At 72.9% G+C, this 23,542-nt stretch carries 17 protein-coding genes; 12 read left to right on the top strand and 5 right to left on the bottom strand.

Going from position 1 to position 23,542, the window contains the following annotated elements; all coding sequences use genetic code 11:
- The first annotated feature begins 18 nt into the window (after positions 1–18).
- On the top strand, positions 19–2,919 hold the full coding sequence (locus tag WMF22_RS48865; RefSeq protein WP_438037343.1) for an nSTAND1 domain-containing NTPase: 2,901 nt from the start codon (positions 19–21) through the stop codon (positions 2,917–2,919).
- A 33-nt stretch (positions 2,920–2,952) separates the two neighbouring features.
- A complete protein-coding gene (locus tag WMF22_RS48870; RefSeq protein ID WP_437296691.1) occupies positions 2,953–3,957 on the top strand; it encodes a tetratricopeptide repeat protein in 1,005 nt (334 codons plus the stop codon).
- A gap of 48 nt (positions 3,958–4,005) precedes the next feature.
- Here the strand turns inward: WMF22_RS48870 and WMF22_RS48875 are convergent, their stop codons facing one another.
- The 3 genes from WMF22_RS48875 to WMF22_RS48885 all read right to left on the bottom strand — a co-directional run bounded on the left by WMF22_RS48875 (position 4,006) and on the right by WMF22_RS48885 (position 7,882).
- A complete protein-coding gene (locus WMF22_RS48875) occupies positions 4,006–5,241 on the bottom strand; it encodes a DUF3237 domain-containing protein (protein WP_438034212.1) in 1,236 nt (411 codons plus the stop codon).
- A 108-nt stretch (positions 5,242–5,349) separates the two neighbouring features.
- The gene (locus WMF22_RS48880) at positions 5,350–6,438 is read right to left on the bottom strand and encodes an alpha/beta hydrolase family esterase (protein ID WP_438034213.1); all 1,089 of its coding nucleotides are present in this window, start codon (positions 6,436–6,438) and stop codon (positions 5,350–5,352) included.
- Positions 6,439–6,688: 250 nt separating this feature from the next.
- Positions 6,689–7,882: a hypothetical protein gene (locus WMF22_RS48885; protein ID WP_438034214.1), complete on the bottom strand. Its 1,194-nt coding sequence runs from the start codon at positions 7,880–7,882 to the stop codon at positions 6,689–6,691.
- Positions 7,883–8,148: 266 nt separating this feature from the next.
- Here WMF22_RS48885 and WMF22_RS48890 point away from each other — a divergent pair, with 266 nt between their 5' ends.
- The 4 genes from WMF22_RS48890 (at position 8,149) to WMF22_RS48905 (ending at position 15,589) form a co-directional block, all read left to right on the top strand.
- Positions 8,149–10,398: a substrate-binding domain-containing protein gene (locus WMF22_RS48890; RefSeq protein WP_438034215.1), complete on the top strand. Its 2,250-nt coding sequence runs from the start codon at positions 8,149–8,151 to the stop codon at positions 10,396–10,398.
- 112 nt (positions 10,399–10,510) lie between these two features.
- Entirely contained in the window at positions 10,511–12,832 is a 2,322-nt protein-coding gene (locus WMF22_RS48895) for a substrate-binding domain-containing protein (RefSeq protein ID WP_438034216.1), read from the top strand.
- 43 nt (positions 12,833–12,875) lie between these two features.
- A complete protein-coding gene (locus WMF22_RS48900) occupies positions 12,876–13,976 on the top strand; it encodes a hypothetical protein (RefSeq protein WP_437296697.1) in 1,101 nt (366 codons plus the stop codon).
- Positions 13,977–14,257: 281 nt separating this feature from the next.
- Positions 14,258–15,589 carry a YciC family protein gene (locus tag WMF22_RS48905; protein ID WP_437296698.1) on the top strand — a complete coding sequence of 444 codons (1,332 nt, stop codon included), beginning with the start codon at positions 14,258–14,260 and terminating at the stop codon, positions 15,587–15,589.
- A gap of 334 nt (positions 15,590–15,923) precedes the next feature.
- Here WMF22_RS48905 and WMF22_RS48910 read toward each other — a convergent pair whose 3' ends face one another.
- Positions 15,924–16,058 carry a hypothetical protein gene (locus tag WMF22_RS48910; RefSeq protein WP_438034217.1) on the bottom strand — a complete coding sequence of 45 codons (135 nt, stop codon included), beginning with the start codon at positions 16,056–16,058 and terminating at the stop codon, positions 15,924–15,926.
- Between the two features lie 420 nt (positions 16,059–16,478).
- Here WMF22_RS48910 and WMF22_RS48915 point away from each other — a divergent pair, with 420 nt between their 5' ends.
- From WMF22_RS48915 to WMF22_RS48940, 6 genes are all read left to right on the top strand, one after another.
- Complete coding sequence (locus WMF22_RS48915) at positions 16,479–17,567, top strand: SDR family NAD(P)-dependent oxidoreductase (RefSeq protein WP_438034218.1); 1,089 nt, start codon at positions 16,479–16,481, stop codon at positions 17,565–17,567.
- Positions 17,564–18,856, top strand: a complete 1,293-nt coding sequence (locus tag WMF22_RS48920) for a TIGR04295 family B12-binding domain-containing radical SAM protein (RefSeq protein ID WP_437296701.1) — start codon at positions 17,564–17,566, stop codon at positions 18,854–18,856. The genes WMF22_RS48915 and WMF22_RS48920 overlap by 4 nt, the downstream gene beginning before the upstream one ends.
- Positions 18,843–20,033 carry a glycosyltransferase family 4 protein gene (locus WMF22_RS48925; protein ID WP_438034219.1) on the top strand — a complete coding sequence of 397 codons (1,191 nt, stop codon included), beginning with the start codon at positions 18,843–18,845 and terminating at the stop codon, positions 20,031–20,033. Before WMF22_RS48920 ends, WMF22_RS48925 begins: the two co-directional genes overlap by 14 nt.
- The gene (locus tag WMF22_RS48930) at positions 20,024–21,223 is read left to right on the top strand and encodes a CgeB family protein (protein ID WP_437296703.1); all 1,200 of its coding nucleotides are present in this window, start codon (positions 20,024–20,026) and stop codon (positions 21,221–21,223) included. Before WMF22_RS48925 ends, WMF22_RS48930 begins: the two co-directional genes overlap by 10 nt.
- Positions 21,224–21,292: 69 nt before the next feature.
- Complete coding sequence (locus WMF22_RS48935) at positions 21,293–22,303, top strand: UDP-glucuronic acid decarboxylase family protein (protein WP_438034220.1); 1,011 nt, start codon at positions 21,293–21,295, stop codon at positions 22,301–22,303.
- Between the two features lie 126 nt (positions 22,304–22,429).
- Positions 22,430–23,260 carry a DUF4328 domain-containing protein gene (locus WMF22_RS48940; protein WP_437296705.1) on the top strand — a complete coding sequence of 277 codons (831 nt, stop codon included), beginning with the start codon at positions 22,430–22,432 and terminating at the stop codon, positions 23,258–23,260.
- 45 nt (positions 23,261–23,305) lie between these two features.
- Here the strand turns inward: WMF22_RS48940 and WMF22_RS48945 are convergent, their stop codons facing one another.
- The gene (locus WMF22_RS48945) at positions 23,306–23,476 is read right to left on the bottom strand and encodes a hypothetical protein (RefSeq protein ID WP_438034221.1); all 171 of its coding nucleotides are present in this window, start codon (positions 23,474–23,476) and stop codon (positions 23,306–23,308) included.
- Positions 23,477–23,542: the final 66 nt, after the last annotated feature.

Consider the following 23,542-nt stretch of genomic DNA (forward strand, 5'->3'; position numbering starts at 1 on the left):
CCGGAGTCAGAAGAGGGGATGTACCCGTCGGCGACCTGGAGCACCGACCACGATCTCCGTGCGGTGGAGGTCACGGCGTCCAGGACCGACCCTGCGCGGCGAGCGCCGCGCGACCTGCCCATCGACGCCGGGACGTCGCTCGGTCACTACGAGCTCATCCGCGAGCTCGGCCGCGGGGGCATGGGCACGGTCTTTCTGGCCCGCGACGTCCGGCTGGGCCGCCTGGTGGCGATCAAGCTCGTCACCACGCTGACCGGCTCCCGGCTCGACCGATTCCTTGTCGAGGCCCGCGCCACTGCGCTCTGCAAGCACGAGAACATCGTGACCATCCACGATGTGAACGAGCACAAGGGGTATCCTTACATGGTGCTCGAATACATCGAGGGCCAGAGCCTCCGCGCGTGGATGGCGCAGCGGAGGCCGGCGGGCGCGCCAGCGGGCGTCGCGGCCACCTCGGTGTCGACGAGCGCCGCGGTGGAGCTGATGGTGCCCGTGGTGCGCGCCCTCGTGTGCGCCCATCAGCTCGGCATCGTGCACCGCGATCTCAAGCCGGAAAACATCATGTTGGAGCCGTCCGGAGCGATCAAGGTGCTCGATTTCGGCATCGCCAAGCTGCTCGACGTCGACGCCGCCGTCACGTGCGAGCGCCCTGCTCCCGGGAGCGAGCTGACCCTGACGCACGAAGGGGCCGTCATGGGGACGCTGGCCTACATGTCTCCCGAGCAGCAGGCCGGAGAGGAGATCGACCAGGCGACGGACATCTGGGCCGTGGGGATCATGCTTTATGAGCTCGTGACCGGCGCGCGCCCGTTCGACGGGGCGATGACGGCCGGCGCGCTCGACGCGTCCGTCCGGAAGATCGGCGAGATGCGCGCCGAGCTGGGCGCGCTCGGGCCGATCATCGAGCGGTGCCTGCGCAGGCGGACATCCGAGCGCATCGCCTCGGCGCGGCAGCTCCTGGCCGAGCTCATGCCGCTCCTGCCGGGGCGCCGCGAGGTCGTCCTGGGCGCCGACGAGAGCCCATTCGCCGGCCTCTCGGCGTTCCAGGAGGTCGACGCGGACCGCTTCTTCGGCCGCGACGACGACATCGCCGGCATGGTCGCGCGCCTGAAGAGCCAGCCGCTCCTCGCGATCGTCGGCGCGTCGGGGGTAGGGAAATCATCGCTGGTGAGGGCGGGGATCATCCCGGCGCTCAAGCGCTCGGGGGCCGGGTGGGAGTCGCTCGTCATGCGGCCCGGGCGCGAGCCCATGGCGGCGCTCGCCGATCTGCTCGACCATCCATCCCTCCTGGAGCAGGGCGAGGTTGGCTCGCCGGCGGCGCGCGGCCGTGAGGCCGAGCGCGGGCAGGTGGCCGAGCGCGGGCAGGTGGCCGAGCGCGGGCAGGTGGCCGAGCGGCTGCGCGCCGAGCCCGGCCACCTGGGCGCCCGGCTGCGCGCGTGGTCCGCCCGGACCCAGCGGCGCATCGTGCTGTTCGTCGACCAGTTCGAGGAGCTCTATACCCTCTCGTGCGGCGCCCGAGAGCGCGCCGCCTTCTTCTCGTGCCTCGAAGGCGTCGCTGACGACGCCTCCTCGCCCCTCCGCGTCATCCTGTCCACCCGCTCGGATTTCATCGAGCGGGTGGCCGAGGACAGGCGCTTCATGGCGGGGGTGACCCGCGGCCTCGTGTTCCTCTCGCCCATCGGCCGGGGAGGGCTGCGCGAGGCGCTCTTGAAGCCGGTCCAGGCGGCGCGGTACGAGATCGAGGACCCGGCGATGGTCGAGGGCACCCTCGATGCGCTGGAGACGACCCCAGGCGCCCTCCCCATCCTGCAGTTCACTGCGGCCAGGCTGTGGGACATGCGCGACCGCGAGCGGCGGCTCCTCACGCGGGCGAGCTACGAGGCCATCGGCGGCGTGGCGGGAGCGCTGGCGAGCCACGCCGACGCGGTGCGGGCCGGGCTCAGCGGCGGTCAGGCGAAGCTCTGCCGAGCCATCTTCGAGCGCCTGGTCACGCCCGAGCGCACGCGGGCCATGGCCAGCCTGGAAGAGCTCCGCGAGCTGCCAGGGGACGGGGATCCGGACGAGATCGAGCGCGTCGTCCATCTGCTGGCCGACGCGCGGCTCCTCGCCATCGAGACGGGGCGCGACAACGCCGGCAGCAAGGTGGAGATCGTGCACGAGTCGCTCATCGCGCGCTGGCCGACGCTGCAGCGCTGGCTCGACGAGAGCCAGGAAGACTCGGTGTTCCTCGACAAGCTGCGCGCGGCGGCGCGGCAGTGGGAGTCGAGCGGCCGCGCCGAGGACCTCTTGTGGCGCGGCAAGCTCGCGGAGGAAGCGCGCCGCTTCTCGGAGCGGTCGGCGCGCCGGCTGCCCGAGCGAGAGCAGCGCTACCTCGACGCCGTGGTCAGGCTGGCCGGCCAGGCGCAGCGCCGGAAGCGCAATCTCATCGTCGGAACCATCGCGAGCCTGGCCCTCCTGGTCGTCGGCGCCGCCGCGGGGATCGTCACGGTGGCCCGCCAGAACCGGGTCATCAGCGCGCAGCTCGCGGACATCCGCCGGACCGAGCGCAGCCTCGAGGAGGCGCTCGCGAGAGAGACGGCGTCTCGACGAGCCGCCGAGCAGGCGAGGATGAGCACGGAAGAGCAGCGGAACCGGGCCGAGCGGCTGCAGAAGGAGGCCGAGGAGGCCAGGGACAGGGCCGAGGTCGAGAGCGAGAGGGCGCACGCCGCGGCCGAGGAGGCTCGGACGGCGCGCGACGAGGCGCGGGCGTCCGAGGCCGAGGCGCGGCGCGCCGAAGCTCAGGCCGATGATGAGCGGGCCAGGGTCGGCGTCGAGGAGCGGAAGGCCATGCAAGCGGCAGACGACGAGCGCCGGAGCAAGGAGGCGCTGGAGCAGCTCATCCAGCGCTCCGTCGGGCGGGTCCGGGACCGCTTGAGGTAAAAAGCGCGCCGGGAGATCATCGAACCATTCCCCGTGCAGAGGACGCCGACGAGCACCCGAGCTGCGATCTGTTCATGGCTGTCGATCGCGATCCTCGTGTCCCGGGCCGTGCCCGCGTGGGCTCAGACGGAGCCGGCGCTGCCCCCCTGGCACGAGGGCGTCGCAGAGGAGCGCAAGCAGGCGGCGCTGGAGCTCTTCATGCAGGGGCGGGACCTGCACAGAAGGATGGTGCTCGGCGACGCCAAGAAGAAGTACGAGGAGGCGCTCGCCCTGTGGGAGCACCCGGATCTCCGGTTCTATCTGGGCAGGGTGCTCAAGATGATGGGGATGCCGCTGCTTGCCTACGAGAACCTGCGCCTCTCGCTCCGGTGGGGGCCGGCGTCGCTCGAGCCCGAGGACCATGAAGAGGCGCGCGCGCTGATGAAGGAGCTCGTCGAGCGCGAGCTGGCCGTCGTCGAGATGCGCTGCGATGAGCCCGGCGCCGAGGTGCTGCTCGACGGGAGGTCGTGGTTCGTCGGTCCGGGCTCGGCGCGCCGGTTCGTGACGCCCGGAGAGCACGTCGTCAGCGCGAGGAAGAAGGGGCATTTCCCCCTCGTCGAGCCCGTCGTCGTGCTCGCCGGGGTCCAGGCCTCGGGCGTGCTCACGCTGAGCGCCGACGGCATCGTCACGGTGCGCAGGTGGTCCGCCTGGAAACCCTGGGCCGTTGTCGGGGCGGGCGCAGCCCTCGGGCTGGCTGGCGCGGTGTTGCGCTGGCAGGCCGACGAGCATCTGGAGGAGGCGGAGCGGCAGTTTGAAGAGACCTGCATGTCGGGTTGCGCTCCGATGACGACGGACACGTCGAGCCGGGGTATGACGGAGAGCCGTGTCGCCACCGGCCTGTTCATCGCCGGCGGCGCGACCCTGGCGGCAGGCGCGGTCCTCGTGTTCCTCAACATGCCGCGGGCGTATCGCACCGAGGATCAAGGCGGCGTCGAGCTCCGGATCGTGCCCGCGGCGCCGGGCGCGGCGGCCGGGCTGTCAGCTCGGCTTTCCTTTTGAAGCGCCGAAGGCACCGGACGGCGCCGGTGTCACCGCGGCGCTGCTGTTCTATTTGCGCTCGTAGAAGGTGAGGCTCACCCCGCCGCCCGCCGCGCCACCCGGGTCGGAGCTCACGTACTGCTTCGTGTTGAGGATCGCATAGGGGCCGTCCGCGCGCGTCTCGAAGACAGGAATGAGGGCGCCGAACGGTCCGCAGTTCCTCACCACGATGACCTCGCCGTCCTTCGAGGACAGCGCGTACCGGGCGTCCAGCACCGTGGTCGATCCGATGAGCTGGTAATCCGCGCCTCCGGGGAGCACCGAGCCCGACAGGCCGCTCAGCAGCATTCCGCCGGTGACCGTGCCCCCGGTGATGGGAATGATGTTGCGCGTGCCGCGCTTGCTGGCGCCGACAGACACGGATGAGCCGAGCGTGACGGACTCGGTGAACACGCTCGAGCCCCTCGCCCCGGTCGCCTTCGAGCACTCCCACGATTGGTTCGGGACGCCCGCGGGATCCTTGAGCTGGATCTTCGGCTCTCCGGCGGCCACCTCGCTGATGTCATAGACGTCGAGCTGGATCGTGCCCGCCGCGGCGTCGACGACACGGGTGCCCGCGAACTTCCCGGTGTTGAGCCACGCGAGCGAGCTCGAGTTGGGGACCTCGAAGTCCGGGACGATCCGGACGACGTCATCACCGGCGGCGGCGACGCCGCAGGTCCGCATCAAGATGGAGCTGCCGTCGCTCGCCTTCAGGATGTTGATCTCCTCGAGCTCGACGGATCCGCTCGACAGCGTGAGCTCGAGGTCCATGCCGCCCGTGAGGAAGGTGGCCTGGATCTTGTCGCCCGCGAGCGTGCCCCCTTTCACGTCGAGGAGGCGGCGGTGGCCGAACTGGGTGGTCCCGACGTCGTGGGTCTCGCCGAGCTGGAGCGTCGCCCGGAAGACGAGCTCGCCGCGCGTGGGGAGCGGAATGCCGTCCGGCATCCCGCAGGTCCACGACGGATCGGGGACGAGCGTCGCCTCGTCGCTGCCGTTGTCGCCGCCGCCAGCGCCGGGCGTCCCGCCAGCGCCGCCGCCGCCGCCGCTGCCCGTCTCCTCGGCGCCGCCGGCTCCGGTGGTCCCGCTGCCCGCGGTGGTTCCGCTGCCCGCGCCGCCCGTGCCGGCGTCGCCGCCGGCGCCGGTCGCTCCGCCGGGACCGCTCGACGCCGCGCCGCCGGAGCTGCTGCTCGCCGTCGCTCCGCTTGTATCGTCGGTCGACGAACCACACCCTCCAGAGCAGATGCCCAGGATTCCAGTTATCAAGAGCTTCGCTGGCAGATTCTTGAACACCATTGCTGGACCCATCCATTCAATCGCGCGCTGCGATTCGATGCACGCCGAGACGTGGCGCTGGTTCGAGCGACACCCGCCTCAGAACTGCGAGAAGAAGCTCCAGATCGACTCGCCGGAGTTGTTCTGCGGGGCGTGGCCCCCGTCGAACTCGCACCAGACGACGGGATAGCCCGCGTCGCAGCCCTCGTAGCTGACGCAGGGGCTCGGCTCGACCGGTGTGGTCTGCTGGCCGCAGTGGTTTCGCTCGAGGAAGACATCGCGAGCGCTCTGGCCGTTCTCGAGCGGAACCACGTTGTCGGCGTCGCCGTGGGCGCCCCACATGGCGACGGGGCTGTCGCCGTCCTCGCAGCCGCTGTAGAGCGCGCCGGACATGGAGGCGATGGCGCGGAATTCGTCGCCCATCGCACAGCCGATCGCGTAGGACATCATGCCGCCGTAGCTGAACCCCGTCGAAAAGATCCTGCTCTCGTCGATGCAGAGATCGGCGCGGAAGCGGTCGAGCATGGCGCGCAGGAACGCGATGTCGCGGCCCCCCGTGTTCGCCCAGCCCTGGTCGATGCCCTCGGGCGAGACGAAGATCGCCGAGCCGTTGGCGCGGCTCTGGAGGCCGTAGTAGCCGCCGCCGAACCCGGTCGCGACCTGCTCGGCCGAGCCGCCGCGGGGATGCCAGGCGAAGATCAGCCGGTAAGGGTGCTTCGAATCGTAGTTGTCCGGCACGGCGAGGATGTACTCGCGCGTCGTGCCCCCGACATCGACGCTGAAGCGGCCGCTCTTCGGCGCTGTCGCGCTGCCGCAGCCGGCGCTCTGCGCCTCTCCTCCGGCGCCGCTCGAGCCGGAGCCGGTAACGCTCCCGCCGCCCGCGCCAGTTGCCCCCGAGTCCGGGCTCCCGCCGCTGCCGCCGGCGCCGCTGGCCGTCCCCGACGAGCCACCGTTTGCCGACGAGCCACCGTTTGCCGACGAGCCACCGTTTGCCGACGAGCCACCGGTCGCCGACGTGCTACCCGTGGCGCCGGAGGCGCTGGAGCCGGGCCCAGCGGGCCCTCCGGCGCTGCCGCCGGATGATGCCTCGGTCGTTGCTTCTCCCTGGCTGGCGCAGCCCAGCGCCGCGAACGCCGCGAGCGCAACGATCCCTGGAGCGATCACGCCGAAATTGCGAAGCGTTTTCATTCGTCCCCGCCTCTCTATTCTAAGATCGCCGTCCGTCCTCGCATCACCCGATGCAGGTCATCTGCGACGATGTCGTATCCTATGCCTCACACCCGAGGCATAGGCATACTCACCTATGCCTCGGGCGTGAGGCATAGGCATATTTGCCTATGCCGCGATGCGAGACGTCACGCCCGGAGGGGTGGACTGGACGACGCGGGCGAGGGGCGAGCTCGAAGCGGCCAGGTCGGCGCGAACGGCACGGTTCCAGCTAGCCGCTCGGATCGAGCTGCACGCCGACGGTCCACGCGGCGCCGCCCACGTCGTCCTTCACGGTGATGCGCCCCGTCGCGGCGTCGAGATCGAACGCCGGGTCGCCGCCGTTCGGGGTCATGTTCCCGTCGTGGACGCGGACGACCTTGTCTCCCTCGACCGTGCACTCGGAGACGCCGGTCGTGCCCGCGCCGTAGAGCATGCGGCCGGCGCACGCGAGGCGCGTGAGGCACTTGCCGCCGCGCGGGAGCGGCGAGACGAGCAGCGCGCACCGCTGGCCCACCTTCACCGGGCTCGGTCCCGTGGACTCGGTGACGCGCGCGGACCGGCGCAGCGCCCTCCGGGTGGCGTCGAGGAGCGGCTCCCCCGCGACGGACAGGCTCTGGTAAGCCAGCATGAGCTCGACGCGGTACGCGGGCGCCGAGTCGCGCCAGACGGCGCCCGTCTTGCGGATGCTGTCGAGCGAGACCTCGGCCCGCTCGCCGGCGCGCGAGCCCTTGTCCTGGTACGAGAGGGCATAAGCATAGGTGCCAGGCTCAGGACCGGAGTCCTCCTCCACGCCGCTGCTGAACATCGACATGCCGTTCAGCGGATCGCTCGACCGGTAGATCGGCTTGCCGCCGCAGAGGACCCGGAGCGCGGGCACGCGGATGTCGTCGCCCGAGCTCGAGAGCTCCGCCTCGACCGTGCACGCCGCGCCGGCCGCGAGGGGGAGCCCCGTGGCGCGCGTGACGCTCGCCCTCCAGGTCGCGGTCGCGGTCCGCGGCGGCGCCTCGCTCGCCGGCGCGGCCGGCTCCGGCGGCGCTTGCGCTGGCTCGGGGACCGGCGCCGGCAGCTCCGGGAGGGGAGGGGCAGGCGGGGGCGGGGCCGGCTGCTGGACGATCGCCATCGTCTCGCGCGCGGGCCGCGCCAAGAGGTAGCTCGCTATCATCGCGCAGAGCCCCACGCCCGCCATCGTCACAAGGAGCGGCACCGCCGACGACCGCTTCGGCCGGCCGCGCACCGCGTCGAGCTCGCGGCCGAGCTGGTCGAGCACGCGGCGGGCCTCCGCCATCTGGCGCTCGATCTGCTCGACCCGCGCGGCCCGATCGTCGTCGCGGTGCTCCTCGAGCTCCTTCCTGGCCGCCGCGAGCTGCTCCTCGAGGCTGTCCACACGCCCCCGCAGCGCGTCTCGTTCGTCGCGGTAGTGCATTGCTCGACGATACCACCGACCAGCCCGTCAGCGACGCCAGGCGCCGGCGGCGCGCCGGTCGTCGGAGCGCGTCGAAGCGCGTCGAAGCGCGTCGACACACGCGCCGCGCGTGGGGCGGCCATGTCCGCAGTCCGACGTCACGCCCCGGATTCTGCGGCAGGACACGAGACTCCTCGCCCGGGCCGGCGGCGCAGCGTATACGATGTAGCCGGTCCGCAGCGGCCGTGGGAAAGGCGGTCAGGTTGTGGAGCAGGAGGCCGTCGGGAATGGGTCAGCGTCGCCAGGGCAGTGCGGTACCGTTGCCGGAGCAGTGGGGCGAGCTGCCTGGCGCAGCGGAGCGGAAGGCCAGGGGAAAGGCCGGCGTCTCCGGCCCTGATCCGCGCCTGTCCGAGGGGGCGCACGCGGCGGCTCGCCCTCCCACCCTCGGCGTCGTCGCCCCGTTTCTCTCCGGCGCGTTCTGGGGCCCTGTCCTGCTCGGCATCCATGAAACGGCCCAGCGGCGCGGGATCCGCACGCTGGTGCTGCGCGGCACGCCCTCCGAGGTCATGGCCCCCTCGCTCGCCAGAGAGCAGGTGGACGGGTGGCTCGTCATCATCGAGTTCGGCGGCCTCGAGGCGCTCGCCGATGCGGGGGTCCCGTTCATCACGCTCGGCGCCCGCCCCGCCGGCGTCCGCTGTCCCGCGGTGGTCCCGGACAACCACGGCGGCATCCGGAACGCGGTGCTCCACCTGATCGAGCACGGGCACCGGCGCATCGCGTTCGTCGGCAGCTTCGCCGCGTACGACGTGCGCGAGCGCCGCGACGCCTACATCAGCACGCTCGCCGAGGCCGGGATCCCCTTCGACCCCGATCTGGTCATCCCGTGCGACAACAACATGTACAGCGGAGGCCGGGCCGCCGCGCCGGCGCTCCTCGCGCAGCTGCCCGGGTGCACGGCGGCGGTCTTCGGGACCGACAAGAACGCGCTCGGGACGATGTCCGAGCTGAAGGCGGCGGGCGTCCGCATCCCCGAGGATTTCGCGATCATCGGCTTCGACGACGTCGTGGAGGCGCAGAGCGCCGACCCGCCGCTGACCACGGTGCGCCAGCGGTTCGAGATGATGGGGAGCGCGGCGTGCGAGCTGCTGGCGTCGATGATCGCCGGCGAGCCCTTCCCGCCCGAGGGCGTGCGCACGGCCAACGCGCTCGTCCTGCGGAGCTCGTGTGGCTGCAATGTGGTCCAGAACTTCCTCGACACCGAGGGCGCGGTCTCCGAGGAGGACGCCGGAGACACCCTGGCCCGGCAGATGGTCGAGCAGCTGCTCCTGCCGCGCCCGCTCCCGCCGGATACCCCGCCGGCCGCGGTCTGGCCGGCGGTCACGCGGGTGGTCGACATGTATTTCGCGGCGCTCCGGGGCACCGCGCCCGCCCCGGCCGCCGAGCTCGAGCGCGCCTATCGCCAGGCCGTCGCCATCACGCCCGATCTGGGGGCCCTGCTGTCGACGGCCCGCCTGATGGATCAGCTCCCGGAGCGGCGCAGCATGTCCCTGGACGCCGCGGCCAGGCGGCGGGTCCAGGACTTCGTGGAGCTGGCGCGCCTCGCGAGCGCGCGGGCGCGGCTCGACGCCGAGACCCACTCCGTCCACCAGCTCGGGGTGCTCGCGAGGACCAACTACGATGTGAGCTTCGCCCTGCTCGGCGGCACCCAGCAGGAGTACCGGTCGCTCTCGTGGCTCGAGACGACCACGATGGTCTGGGGTTGCCTCGCGTTATGGGATGACCCGGCGGAGCGCACAGCCCTCGTCGTCGCGGGCGCCTACAGCCGCGACGGCAGCCCGGTCCCCCCGAACGGGAGCCGCCATCGGCTGGAGGCGTTCCCGCCGGCGGAGATGCTGCCGCCCTCGGCCGCGGACGGCACGTACATGGTGCTGCTCCTGCCGATACGCTCCGTGGAGCGCGACTGGGGGATCCTCGTGCTCATCGGCCCGGCCGTCGTCGCGATGACCGGGGACGAGGGCACGGTCGCGATCTGGGGGACGCTGCTCGGGGCGGCCCTCGAGCGCGACGCGCTGCTGGCGTCGCTGTCGGCGCGGCACGCCGACCTCCAGCAGGCGTTCGCGAGCGAGCGCGCGCTGTCGCGGACGGTGCGGGAGCTGGGCTGCCCGATCATCCCGCTCCTCTCCGGCGTGCTGCTCGTGCCGCTGATCGGGATGCTCGACAACGGCCGCGCCCAGCAGGTGCTCGAGAAGGTGGCCGAGGGGGTGAGCCGGCACGAGGCGCTGTCCGTGCTGCTCGACCTCACGGGCGTTCCGTTCGTGGACATCCAGGTCGCCCATTTCCTGGGCATGACCAGCCGCGCGGCTGCCCTGCTCGGCGCGCGGGTCTACCTGGTCGGCGTGCGCCCCGAGATCGCGGAGAGCCTCATCGACGTCGACCTCGGCGAGCTGGCCACGTTCTCCTCGCTCGCGATGGCGCTCCTCGAGCTCGGCCAGGCGGGGGTGCGTGCGGCGCGAGCAGCGGGGCCGGGCGCGCGGTGAGGCCGTGTCGCTTTCCTCACCTCCCGACTGAAATCGATTAAGGATGGCGCCGGCCACGGAAGTGGAGAGGCTCGGCCGGACGTGGGCGAGCAGGGCGGGAGGGAGCGCGAGGATGGGCGAGGGGAGGCGGGACAGCGGCATCGTGGTGCCGGAGCAGTGGGGCGATCCTTCCGGCGCACCGGGGCAGGGGGAGGGCTCGGGGCGCGGCACCGGCTCTTCTTTCCCTCCGGTGCGCCGCTCTTCTCTCCCTGCGCCGCGCCGCTCTTCTCTCCCTCCGGCGCGCCGCACCGACGCCCCGCCGCTCCATGTCCCGGCGGCCGGCGCCGCGGCCCGCCCTCGCACCCTCGGGGTGATCTCCCCCTTTCTCGACGGCTCATTCTGGAACCCTGTCCTGCTCGGCATCCATGATTCGGCCCAGCAGCGCGGGTTTCGCACGCTGGTGCTGCGCGGTACGCCGTTCGAGGTCCACGCGCCGTCGCTCGCCGGGGAGGAGGTGGATGGGTGGATCGTCCTGATCGAGCTGCATGGCATCGAGGCGCTCGCGCGCGGCCGGGTCCCGTTCATCACCGTCGGCACGCGCGCCGCCGATGTCGCCTGTCCAGCCGTGATCCCGGACAACCACGGCGGGATGCGGAGCGCGGTGCGCCACCTGATCGAGCACGGGCACCGGCGCATCGCGTTCGTCGGCTACTTCGACGCGTACGACGTGCGCGAGCGCTTCGCGTCCTACAAGGACACGCTCGCCGAGGCGGGCATCGACTTCGACCCCGATCTGGTCATCCGGAGCGACAACAACTGGTACAGCGGCGGCCAGGGCGCCGCGCCGGCGCTCCTCGCGCGGCTGCCCGGGTGCACGGCGGCGGTCTTCGCGACCGACAAGAACGCGCTCGGGATGATGCCCCAGCTGAAGGCGGCGGGCGTCCGCATCCCCGAGGATCTCGCCATCATCGGCTTCGACGACATCGCGGACGCGGAGAGCGCCGATCCGCCGCTGACCACGGTGCGCCAGCGGTTCGAGATGATGGGGAGCGCGGCGTGCGATCTCCTCGCGTCGATGATCGCCGGCGAGGCCTTCCCGGCCGAGGGCGTGCGCACGGCCAACGCGCTCGCCGTGCGGAGCTCGTGCGGGTGCAACACGATCCAGGAGTTCCTCGACAGGGAGGACGCGGCGCCCGAGGAGGACGCCGGCGGCGTCCTGGCCCGGCAGATGGTCGAGCTCCTGCTCCTGCCCCAGCCGCTGCCGCCCGACCTCCCGCCGACCGAGGTATGGCCGGCGGTCACGTCGTTGATCGACGGCTATTTCGCGGCGCTCCGGGGCGCCGCGCTGCCTTCGGCGGCCGAGCTCGGGGGCGCCTGCCGGCAGGCGGTCGACATCACGATGGATGTGGGGACGTTGCTGGCGGCGGTCCGCCTGCTGGGCCAGCTTCACGAGCGGCGCGGCGCGTCCCTGGACGACACGGCCAGGCGGCGGGTGGACGCGTTCCTGGAGCTCGTGCGCCTCGCGATCGCGCGGGCCCGGCTCGAGGCCGAGAGCCAGTATGTCCGCCAGCTCGGGGTGCTCGCGAGGACGAATTACGATGTGAGCTTTGCCCTGCTCGGCGGCACCCAGCAGGCGACGCGGTCGCTCTCGTGGCTCGAGACGACCACGGTGATCTGGGGCTGCCTCGCGCTGTGGGACGACCCGCAGGCGCGCTCCCGCCTCGTCGTCGCCGGCGCCTACAGCCGCGACGGCAGCCCGACCCCGCCGATCGGCCGCCGCTGTCGGCCCGAGGCGTTTCTGCCGGCGGCGACGCTGCCGCCGTCGGCCGAGGACGGCACGCACATGGTGCTGCTCTTGCCGATACGCTCTGCCCGGCGCGACTGGGGGATCCTGGTGCTCGTCGGCCCGACCCTCGTCGCCATGGCCGGAGACGAGGGGACGGTCGCGATCTGGGGGACGCTGCTCGGCGCGGCCCTGGAGCGCGACGCGCTGGTGGAGTCGCTGTCGTCGCAGCACGCCGACCTGCAGAGGGCGTACGAGATCGAGCGCGCGCTCTCGGAGACGGTGCGCGAGCTGGGCTGTCCGCTCATCCCGCTCCTGCCCGGCGTGCTGCTCGTGCCGCTCATCGGGATGATCGACGGCGGCCGTGCCAGGCAGGTGCTCGAGAAGGTGTCCGAGGGGGTGAGCCGGCACAGGGCGTCTTCGGTGCTGCTCGATCTCACGGGCGTGCCGTTCGTGGACGCGCGGGTCGCCGACACGGTGGGCATGACAAGCCGCGCGTCCGCGCTGCTCGGGGCGCGGGTCTATCTGGTCGGCGTGCGCCCCGAGATCGCGATGAGCCTCGTCGGCGTCGACCTCGGCGTCGTGAGCGCGTTCTCCTCGCTGTCGGCGGCGCTCCGCGAGCTCGCGCCGGCGGGGCGGCGCGCGCGCAAGGCGAGGCGGGGGGCGCGGTGAGCCGCCTTGACCTGCCGAGACGCGGCTGGCGTAGAATCGGTCCATGCTCGCCGTGCATTGCCCGCGCTGCGGGCGACCCGCGCCTGTGTCCCTCGCCAGCCCGGATCTCATGGCCTGCGCGGCGTGCCACTACAGCGGCCCGCTGCCCGGGGAGGCGGCGCAGGGCCTGCGCGCCGCGGCGCACGTGGTCTTCCAGACCGACGTGCGCCGCCGCCAGCTCTCGGAGGCGCTGAGGCGGAGGCTGGTCACGGCGTCCCAGCGGCACGCGCGGCTGCTCGTCGTGTTCGCGCTCGCGTCGGTGCCGATCACCCTGCTCGGCGCGCTCATCGTGCTGGGGGTCTGGGTCAGCCCCGACACCGAGGGGAACGTCATCACCGGCGGCATGGTGGTGGCGGCGTGGCTCGGCACCGTCGGGACCGGCGCGGCCGTGCTCGCGGTCATGCGCAGCAGGCAGCGGCGGCTCGAGGAGGCGTGCGCCGCGCGCCCCCCGGCGGCCCCAGGCGAGCCGGCGGCGTGCCACGTGTGCGGCGCGCCGCTCGGCGCGGGTGACGGCGCGATCGCGCGGTGCGGCTTCTGCGCCGCCGACAACCTGGTCGCCGCGGCCGTCCTCGAGCGGGTGCGCGCGCGCCAGGTCGTGATCCTGCGGTCGTTCGAGCAGGCCGTGAGCGCCGAGCTCGCCTCGTTCGGCCGGGCGACGTCCGGCGCCGCCGCGGTCGTCGTGGCGACCGCGCTCGCGGTCCCGGTCGCCTCGTTCGTCCTCGCCGTCGCCGTCACCCTGGTGGGTGAATCGAGGCGGTCGCCGGTGGACGCGGCCGTGACGTACGCGGTCGTCGGCACGCCGCTCGGGCCGTGCATCGGAAAGATCATGCCGGGCAAGGGCGGCGGCACGGCGGTGCGGTTCGGCGGGTTCCGGCGCGCGGAGCTGCCCGAGGAGCAGGCGATCGCGCCGGGCGCGCCGATCGAGGCCGTGTCGCCCGGGTCGCTCGTCGGCCGCTCCGTGACGGCGAAGCAGGGGGCGGGCGTCGTTCAGGGGGTGTTCTCGTCGCCGCTCACGGGCAACTCCGTCGAGGTCCGGCGCGAGGAGGGGACGTCGTTCACGAGCAGCATCGCCGGCCTGTGCCTGAGCGGCCCGCAGCCGAGGTGATCTGCGCGTATTTCGCGCCCGCGTCCGGAAATGGACGTCGAGACGTCGAGCGCTCAATCGCTGTTGATCGCCGCATTCCGCGCGGGCTCCGCGATTGCTGCGCTGTCCACAATGGCGGAGCCCGCGCGGCATTCGGCCGTTGCTCCTCTGCGCGGCGGCTCGGTGCGGGCGCGCACGGGGGCGCCGCGCGCCGGAAGTTAGTTGTTCCGTGGCGGCGCCCTCCACGTATAGTGGGGGTAGTTGGTTGGGCGTAGTCGGTATTCACACCCAGTGGAGACAAGATGAGCCAAGGTGGCTGGGGCGGGGGATCAGGGGGCGGTCAGGGTGGTGGTGGTTACGGGCAACCGCCGGGGGGTGGCTACGGCCCGCCGCCGGGCGGCGGCTACGGACAGCCACCCGGGGGCGCTGGCCCCGGTCAACCGCCGGGCGGTGGTTACGGCCAGCCTCCGGGACAGCCGCCGGGCGGTGGTTACGGCCAGCCGCCGGGGCAGCCTCCGGGCGGCAGCTACGGTCAGCCGCCGGGCGGTGGTTACGGCCAGCCGCCGGGGCAGCCTCCGGGCGGCGGTTACGGCCAGCCTCCGGGCGGCAGCTACGGCCAGCCGCCGGGCGGTGGTTACGGCCAGCCGCCGGGGCAGCCTCCGGGCGGCAGCTACGGGCAGCCTCCGGGCGGCAGCTACGGCCAGCCGCCGGGGCAGCCTCCGGGCGGTAGCTACGGTCAGCCGCCTGGGCAGCCTCCGGGCGGTGGTGGCTGGGGCCAGCCTCCGGGCGGCGGCGGCTACGGCCCGCCCCCGGGAGGCGGTGGCGGCTGGGGCCAGCCTCCGGGCGGCGGCGGCTACGGTCCGCCTCCGGGTGGTGGCGGCGGCTACGGCCCGCCTCCGGGTGGCGGCGCTGACTGGGGTGGGGCCAACCCCTACCAGCCCCCGGGCGGCAGCGCGGGCTACGGCTCACCCCCGGGCACGGGCGTGGCGGCGCCGTGGGGAGCGGGAGACGCGGCGTCCTTCGGCTGGGAACGCCTGAAGCGCGACCCGGCGGTCCTCATCGGCGCCGCGTTCGTCGTCTGGTTCGCTATGCTCGTCCCCGCCTTCATCGGCGGAGGCATCGAGGCCATGCTCGCGGGAGATGCGCCCATGGCGGGGTTGGCCGTCCGGCTTTTCCTGCAGATCGTCGGCTTCGTCATCTTCAGCTACTTCCTTGGAGGCATGACCAGCCTCTCGCTGAAGGTCGCGCGTGGCCAGCCGTACTCGTTCAGCGATCTCCTTGGCGGCGGGCAGTGGTTCCTGTCCATCCTGGGCGCCGGGTTCCTGACTACCATCGCCACGTATATCGGCATGTTTCTCTTGATCGTCCCCGGCGTCATCGTCTCGCTCGGCCTGAGCATGACGTACCTGTGCATCGTCGATAGGAACCTGGGCGCCATCGACGCCATGAAGGAGAGCTGGCGAATCACGACCGGGCACAAGGGCGGCATCTTCGTCTATGTGCTGCTCGCCTGCGCGCTCGCGCTGGCGGGCGCGCTCGCCTGCTGCCTCGGCGTGTTCGTGGCCGCGCCGGTCATCACCATCGGGCTCACGTACATCTACCTGCGCCTGACGGGCCAGCCGACCGCGAGCTGAGCCTCATGAGGGCGCGCTCCCCGCGCCGCCCTCCTCCCTGCGGGCCGAGCCCCCGCGCTGTCGCCGCATCACCTTCCCCTCCTCGAGCTTGGCCAAGCTCGTTCGGTCGCGCTCAGGGCCCGAAGCCTGACCCTCCCTTGCTCACCAACGCTCACCAACGTGAACGTGAACGTGCGCGTGCACGTGCGCGTGCGCGTGCGCGTGCGCGTACACGTGGTCGTGGTCGTGGTCGTGGTCGTGGTCGTCGACGACACAGCGTGGACGTAAACGCTCTGCCGAAACCTTGGTCAACGAATGAGAACCGCGACTTCCGGGTGCCGTTCACGTTCACGACCTAGCCGTTGACGACCACGACCACGCGCACGACCACGACCACGACCACGCGCACGTGCACGCGCACGTGCACGCGCACGACCGCGAGGGAGGTTCTCGCTTCGGGCGCTGAGCGCGACTGAACGGGCTCGGTCAACACCGAGGTCCTCCCTGGGTTTCCGCCCCGCGCCGAGCGCGCTCCTCCCTTCTCCCCCCCGTCCCCGTCCGCGCTCATCGCCTGTCCGATCGGCGCTCCTCGCCCTAAACCCCCTTTGCGACACATCGAGTCTCCGCTGCCATCCGGCGCCGCCGTACCCTCTCCAGGATGCGCGGAAGTCGCGATACCGATCGTCAAACAAAGCTCCTTCGATCGATTGCGGCTCTCCAGCTCGCATGTTAATCGCTGTCTCCTCAGTGACCCCCGCGCAGCGAGGCGCGGGGCCGGGGGGGACCTCGCACGGCGGCGGGCGTTCGGCCTGCCTGCCGCGCTGCGCCGTCGTGCGCCGTCCGTTCGCGAGGCGCTCTCTCCTCATCGCCCGCTCGCCCGCCGCTCGTCCAGACCGGAACGGAGCATCCTATGCCTGACCATGTCCTGATCACGGGGGGAGCCGGGTTCATCGGCTCTCACCTGGCCGACGAGCTGCTCCGAAAGGGGGAGCCGGTCCTCGTCCTCGACAACCTCTCGCGCGGGTTCGTCGAGCGCAACGTCGAGCGCCTCAAGGGGCGTCACGGCGCTGGCGTGGAGGTCCGGGTGTGCGACGTCCGGGACGAGCAGGCCGTGAGCGACGCCGTGCGGCGCGCCTCGTTCGTCTTCCACCTCGCCGCGCAGGTCGCCATCGCGAGGAGCGTCGCCGACCCGGCGCACGACTTCGAGGTGAACGCGCGCGGCACGCTGAACGTGCTCGAGGCGCTCCGGCGGCTCGACCGCCCTCCGCCGCTCCTCTTCGCCTCCACCAGCAAGGTCTATGGCGCGCTGCCCGATCTGCCGATCGAGCGCGGCGAGGAGCGGTATCGACCCCTGTGCGAGAGCGCGCGCGAGCACGGCATCTCCGAGAGCCAGCCGCTCGATCTCCGGAGCCCCTACGGGTGCTCGCGGGGCGCCGCCGACCAGTACGTCCTCGATTACGCCCGCACCTTCGGCCTCCACGCCGTGGTGCTCCGGGTGAGCTGCGTCTACGGCCCCCCGCAGTTCGGCAACGAGGACCAGGGGTGGATCGCCCACTTCGTCGCGCGCGCCATCCGCCGCGACCCGATCACCCTCTACGGCGACGGGCTGCAGGTCCGCGACGCGCTGTTCATCGAGGACCTCGTCGACGCCCTCCTGCGCGCGCGGCGCGCGCTCAGGCCGGCCTCGGGCCGCGCCTTCAACATCGGCGGCGGCCCGGACACGGCGGTGAGCCTCGTCGAGCTGCTCGATCTGCTCGAGGAGCTCGACGGGCGCCGCCCGGTCGTCTCGCTCGCCGCGTGGAGGCGGGGCGATCCGCGGTACTACGTCTCCGACTGCCGCGCCTTCCAGGCGCTCACCGGCTGGGCGCCGCGGGTCGCCCTGCGCGACGGGCTGCGCGCGCTCTATCAATGGCGCCTCGGCGTCGAGGCGCGCCTCGGGGCCGTCTACGCCGACATCCCCTCGTCTGTCCGGATGGACCGGCTGGAGGCCGCCTCGTGAAGGTCGCGCTGGTCAACCCGCCCTGGACCTTCCATGGCAGCGTCTACCTCGGCTGCCGCGAGCCGCACCTGCCGATCGAGCTCGGGTACGCCAGGGCGCTGCTCGAGCGCGCGGGCCACGAGGCCGCCCTCATCGACGCCCAGGCCCGCGGGATCGACCTCGTCGCGCTGCGCGCCGAGGTCGCGGCGCTCCGCCCGGCCATGACGGTGATCGCCACGGCGCCGAGCTACCTCTCCTGGCGCAGCCCCCCGCCCGAGCTGCGCGTGCCCATGGCGACGGCCGCCGCGCTGCGGGGCCACGGCGGCCTCCTCGTCGCCGTCGGGCCTCACGGCTCCGCGACCCCGCGCGCGGCGCTCCGCAAGCTCGGCGTGGACGTCGTCGTCCTCGGCGAGTGCGAGGAGATCCTCGTCATGCTCGCCGGCGCGACCGAGTCGCGCTTCTGGCAGATCCCCTCGATCGCCTACCGCAGGAACGGCATCGACCACGTGCAGGGAGGCCCCTACGCCGCCTGCCTGAGGACGCTGCCGGCCCTGCGGTGGGACGGCGCGACGATCGCGCGCCACGTCCACCACCACCACCGCTTCGACGCCGTGCCCGAGGGGCCGAGCGCCGAGATGGAGACCTCGCGCGGCAGCCCCTGCCGCTGCGCCTCCTGCGCCAGGGACGGCGCGCGCGACAGGCTCCGGAGGCGCCCGCTCGCGACGGTGCTCGAGGAGCTCGACGCGCTCCTCGCCGAGGGCGTGCGCCACGTCTATTTCATCGACGAGCGCTTCCTGCCCGACCGGGTCCTGCTCGAGGAGCTCTGGGCGCGGGACATCGTGTTCGGCGTCCAGCTCAGGATCGACAGCTGGTCGCGCGAGATGCTCGATCTCCTCGGCCGCGCCGGCTGCGTCTCGATCGAGGCCAGCGTCGAGCGCCCCTCGATCGAGGGGATGGACGCGCTCGCCAGGCGGTGCAGCGCGTCGACCGAGGAGCTCACCGCGCTGCTCGTCCACGCCCGGCGCAGCGTGCCCTTCGTGCAGGCCAACCTGAGCGACGCGGGCCCCGTCGATCCGGCCGAGGCGGCGTCGTGGCGGCAGCGGCTCCTCGGGCTCGGCGTGTGGGCCAACGAGCCTGTCCCGGCGTTCCCGTACCCTGGCTCGCCCGCGTACACCCGGCGGTGGGGCGCGCCGGACGACGGCGCCTGGGAGCGCGCGCACGCCCATTATATCGCCGAGCACCGGGCGTTCGGCGATCTGCCCGACGGCTGCCCGCTGCCGCTCACGGAGCTCGAGCATGGCGCGCGTTGACCGCGGCTCCCCGGGCCCCGCGGCGCCGCGGCCCGGCCGGGTGCTGATGACGGCCGACACGCAGGGCGGCGTGTGGACGGTCGCGCTCGAGCTCGCGGGCGCGCTCTCCGGCGCCGGCGTGGCCACGGTGCTCGCGATCATGGGCGGGCCCCTGTCGCCCGCGGCGCGCGCGGCGGCCGCCGCGGTACAGGGCCTCGAGCTCGTCGAGAGCGCCTACCGGCTCGAATGGATGGATGACCCGTGGGACGACGTCGCGGCCGCCGGCGACTGGCTGCTCGACCTCGAGGAGCGGGTGCGGCCGGACCTCGTCCACCTGAACGGCTACTGCCACGCGGCCCTGCCGTTCCGGGCGCCCCGCGTCGTCGTGGCGCACTCCTGCGTGCTGTCGTGGTGGCGCGCGGTGCACCGCCGGCCGGCGCCGGTCCGCTACGAGCGCTACCGCGCGCGGGTCGCCGAGGGGCTCCGGGCCGCGGACGCGGTGGTCGCGCCGAGCGCGGCGATGCTGAGCGCGCTCGCGGGCGAGTATGGCGCGCTCGGCCTGGGCCGCGGCCATGTCATCCCGCACGCGCGCGACCGCAGGCGGTTCGCGCCGGCGCCGAAGGAGCCGTTCGTCTTCGCGGCCGGCCGGCTCTGGGACGAGGCCAAGAACCTCGCGGCCCTCGAGAAGGTCGCGCCCCACCTCGCGTGGCCCGTGCTCGTGGCCGGGAGCGACGTCGCGGCGGGCGGCGTCGGCCGCCGCGCCGGGGAGAGCCTCTGCTCCCTCGGGTGGGTCGACGAGCCGGAGCTCACGTGGTGGATGTCGCGCGCCGCGATCTACGCCTCCCCGGCGCGGTACGCGCCGTTCGGCGTGGCCACCCTGGAGGCCGCCCTCTCCGGCTGCGCGCTCGTGCTCGGCGATCTGCCGAGCCTGCGCGAGGTCTGGCGCGACGCCGCCGTCTACGTCCCCGCGGACGATCCGCGCGCGCTCCACGCCGCGCTCGACCACCTCATCCGGGACGTCGCGCGCCGCGAGGCGCTCGGCGCGCTCGCCCGCCGGCGCGCGGTGCGCTTCAGCCCGCGCGCCATGGCCCGCCGCTACCTCGACGTCTACGCCCTCGCCCTCGCCGCCCGCCCGCCGGCCCCCCGGCGGGTCTGCCCTCCTTCGTCGCCTTCACCCTGCGGGACACCATGCGAATAGCCCTCTTCTGCCACTCCTTGCTCTCCGACTGGGACCACGCGGACGCGCACTTCCTCCGCGGGATCGCGGCCGAGCTCGACGCGCGCGGCCACGACGTGCTCGCCTTCGAGCCCGAGGACGCCTGGAGCGCCCTGGGCCTCGTCGCCGCGTACGGCCCGGACGCGCTGCGCGAGGCCGCCGCCGTCTATCCGCGCCTCCGCCCGCGCCGCTACGCGCTCTCCACGCTGGACCTCGACGCCGCGCTCGCGGGGGTCGACGTCGTGCTCGTCCACGAGCGGAGCGACCCGGAGCTCGTGCGGCGGCTCGGCGAGCACCGCGCGCGCACGGATCGTTACCGCCTCTTCTTTCACGACACGCACCACGGGCTCATCACCGATCCGGCCGCGATCGTGCGGCGCGATCTCTCGGGGTACGACTGCGTGCTCGGCTTTGGAAAGAGCGTTTGCGATCTCTACCTGAGCCGCGGCGTCGCGCGGCGCGCGGTGGTGTGGCACGAGGCCGCGGACGCGCGCCTGTTCCGGCCGCTGCCCGAGGTCGAGAAGGAGCGCGATCTCGTGTGGATCGGCAACTGGGGGGACGGCGAGCGGACGGCGGAGCTCCACGAGTTCCTGGTCGAGCCCGTGAGGGCGCTCGGGCTCCGCGCGCGGGTCCACGGCGTGCGTTACCCCGATCGCGCGCTCTCGGCGCTCGCGGACGCCGGCATCGAGTACGCCGGCTGGCTCCCCAACCACCGCGTCCCGGACGCCTACGCGCGCGCCAGGATCACGGTGCACGTCCCGCGGCGGCCGTACGCCGCGTGGCTCCCCGGCATCCCCACGATCCGGCCGTTCGAGGCGCTCGCGTGCGGGATCCCGCTCGTGAGCGCGCCGTGGACCGACGCCGAGCGCCTCTTCTCGCCTGGCCGAGACTACCTCGTCGCGCGCACGGGCGCGGAGATGACGGAGCACCTCCGCGCGCTGCTCGCGGACCCGGAGTTCGCCCGCGGCGTCGCCGAGCACGGGCGCCGGACGGTGCTCGCGCGCCACACGTGCGCGCACCGCGTGGACACGCTCCTCGACCTGATCGACGAGCTGCTCTTGCGGCCGTGCTACCGGCTCGGCGAGGCGGCCGAGGACGACGTGGAGCGGAGCGGCCCTGCGTCCGGCGTTCGCCGCCGCGACCCGGGCCGCTACAGGAGCCCGCTCGCGTGAGGTGCTGCGCGGCGCGGGGCGATCTCGGCGGTTCACGAGGGGCGGTGTTGCGACGACGGAGGTGTTCCTATGGGTGACGCGAACGGGAGGACGGTGGGGAGCGGCATGCGCGTCTTGGTGGCGGGGGGCGCCGGCTTCATCGGCTCGCACCTGTGCGAGCGGCTCCTCGCGGACGGCCACGAGGTCATCGCGCTCGACGATTTCTCGACGGGATCGCCGGCCAACGTGGCTCACTTGATGCGCAACAGCCGCTTCTGGCTCGTCGAGCACGACGTGGCCCTGCCGTTCGATTACGAGGTCGACAGGGTCTACCACCTGGCGTCGCCGGCGAGCCCTGCGCGCTGGCGGGGCGATCCGGTGCGCTCCACGATCACGAACGTGATGGGCACGCTGCACGCGCTCCTGTGCGCCGAGCGGCACGGCGCGCGGCTCTTGCTGGCGTCGTCGAGCGACGTGTACGGCGATCCCGAGGTCGACCCGCAGCCGGAGAGCTACCTCGGGCGGGTGGACCCGGTCGGGGTGCGCGCCTGTTACGACGAGGGCAAGCGCTGCGCGGAGTCGCTGGTGATGGCCTTTCACCGCCAGGGGCGGGCGCCGGGGCGGATCGCGCGGATCTTCGACACGTACGGGCCGCGGATGGCGATCGACGACGGGCGCGCGGTGAGCAATTTCATCACCCAGGCGCTCCGGGGAGAGGAGCTGACTGTCCACGGCAATGGGTCGCAGGCGCGGAGCTTCTGTCACGTCGACGACCTGGTGGAGGGGTGTTTGCGGCTGATGGAGCACCCGTCGGAGGTGGGGCCCGTCAACCTGGGCAATCCGGTGGAGGTGACGGTGCTCGAGCTGGCGCAGGAGATCGTGCGGCTCACGGGGAGCGCGAGCCGGATCGCGTACCGCCCGCTGCCGGAGGGTGATCCGATGCGGCGGCGCCCGGCGATCGATCTGGCGCGGCGGGCGCTGGGGTTCGAGCCGCGGGTGCCGCTCCGGCAGGGGCTCTATGCGACGATCCAGAGCTTCCGGCGCGCGCTGGCGGGGCTCGACGAATGCGCGCGGCGAGGGGAGCCGGCGATGGCGAGCTGACGGATCGCCGCCCTGCGATGGCGGTGTCGGGGGCGGCGCGGGCGCCTCGAAGCGCACGATCACCACGTGTGTTCCTCGGCCACGTCGCTTGCGATGCGGCGCGTCAGGCTGGTAGCCTCGCTCATCGTGAGCGGCTGGGCAGAAGCTCGGGAGGGGTGGAGCCGCGATGTCCGCGTCGTGCGCCGGCGCGCTCGTGTCGCGATGGCGGGGCTGATCGCGATGGGGGCGGTGGCGGCGTTCACGGCGCTGACCGGCGCCTGGCACATTGTGTTGCTGGGCTCGACGGACGTCTCGGCATCGACGTGGCGGCTTGCCAACACGCTCCGTGAGGTCGGGGGTTTGCTCGAGCTGGGGCTCGGGCTTGTTGCTGGCGTGGTGTTCCTGCGCTGGCTCGCCCGGGCTGTCGCGCTGGCGGGCGAGCTGGATCCCGTGCGGGGGTTTTCCTGGACGCCGTCCGAGGCGGTCCTGGGATTCTTCATTCCCGTCGTGAACCTGGTGCAGCCGTACAGGGTGCTGCGCGATCTCCACGACGGCCTTGCCCCGGACGCCGTGCCCGAGCCTGCGCCGCGTCCTCTCCTGGACGGCGGGGGTGGTTACCGGCGCGTCGAGATGGCGCACGCCCCGCGGGCGGGCGCGGTGCACCATGCCGCGCTCGGCGCGTGGTGGGGGTGTTATGTCGCGAGCCGTGGCCTCGGGTGGCTGGCCTCTACCATGCCGGATCTGACGGTGGCGGAGTTCATCCGGTCCCGTTATGCGTTCATTGCGTCCGACGCGGCGTCGATCGCCGCTGCGTGGCTCGGGGTGCGGATGATCCGGGCGATCGACAGCCGGGTCGCGGAGCGCCATCGACGGCTGGCGTACGCTTCCGAAGAGGAGCTCGACCAGCTCCTCGTGGAGCGCGATCTCCAGCTGCGGCGGGACATGGCGAAGATCGCCGACTTCGACGATCCCGAGTAGGGCCCGCGCCTTCCGGCGGAGATCTTCTCTCTCCGCGTGGCGGCTTCAGAGCGAGAACTCTGCGCTGGTCCCCGCGGGTGTGAAGACGATCTCCTCCACGAGAGCGTGGAACGAAGCCGGCGTGGCCGTCTCGAGGGCGTTGAACACGGCGAGCGCCGCCGCGGCGCCGACCGCTGCGGGGCTCGTGTCGGTGCTCAGCCCTTCGATCCTGGTCACGGTGACCGGACGTGGGGCGGTGCCGAGAAGGCGGAAGGCGAAGCGAACGCCCGCTGCCGCGGTAGA

This window comes from Sorangium sp. So ce204, from assembly GCF_051526795.1.
Taxonomy (GTDB): Bacteria; Myxococcota_A; Polyangia; order Polyangiales; family Polyangiaceae; genus Sorangium; species Sorangium cellulosum_B.

Excerpts from the sequence above, each read along its gene's own strand:
- WMF22_RS48865 (WP_438037343.1), top strand. The coding sequence starts at position 19 with ATGTACCCGTCGGCGACCTGGAGCACCGACCACGATCTCCGTGCGGTG.
- WMF22_RS48880 (WP_438034213.1), bottom strand. The coding sequence starts at position 6,438 with ATGAAAACGCTTCGCAATTTCGGCGTGATCGCTCCAGGGATCGTTGCG.
- WMF22_RS48885 (WP_438034214.1), bottom strand. The coding sequence starts at position 7,882 with ATGCACTACCGCGACGAACGAGACGCGCTGCGGGGGCGTGTGGACAGC.
- WMF22_RS48890 (WP_438034215.1), top strand. The coding sequence starts at position 8,149 with ATGGGTCAGCGTCGCCAGGGCAGTGCGGTACCGTTGCCGGAGCAGTGG.
- WMF22_RS48895 (WP_438034216.1), top strand. The coding sequence starts at position 10,511 with ATGGGCGAGGGGAGGCGGGACAGCGGCATCGTGGTGCCGGAGCAGTGG.
- WMF22_RS48900 (WP_437296697.1), top strand. The coding sequence starts at position 12,876 with ATGCTCGCCGTGCATTGCCCGCGCTGCGGGCGACCCGCGCCTGTGTCC.
- WMF22_RS48905 (WP_437296698.1), top strand. The coding sequence starts at position 14,258 with ATGAGCCAAGGTGGCTGGGGCGGGGGATCAGGGGGCGGTCAGGGTGGT.
- WMF22_RS48915 (WP_438034218.1), top strand. The coding sequence starts at position 16,479 with ATGCCTGACCATGTCCTGATCACGGGGGGAGCCGGGTTCATCGGCTCT.
- WMF22_RS48925 (WP_438034219.1), top strand. The coding sequence starts at position 18,843 with ATGGCGCGCGTTGACCGCGGCTCCCCGGGCCCCGCGGCGCCGCGGCCC.
- WMF22_RS48930 (WP_437296703.1), top strand. The coding sequence starts at position 20,024 with ATGCGAATAGCCCTCTTCTGCCACTCCTTGCTCTCCGACTGGGACCAC.
- WMF22_RS48935 (WP_438034220.1), top strand. The coding sequence starts at position 21,293 with ATGGGTGACGCGAACGGGAGGACGGTGGGGAGCGGCATGCGCGTCTTG.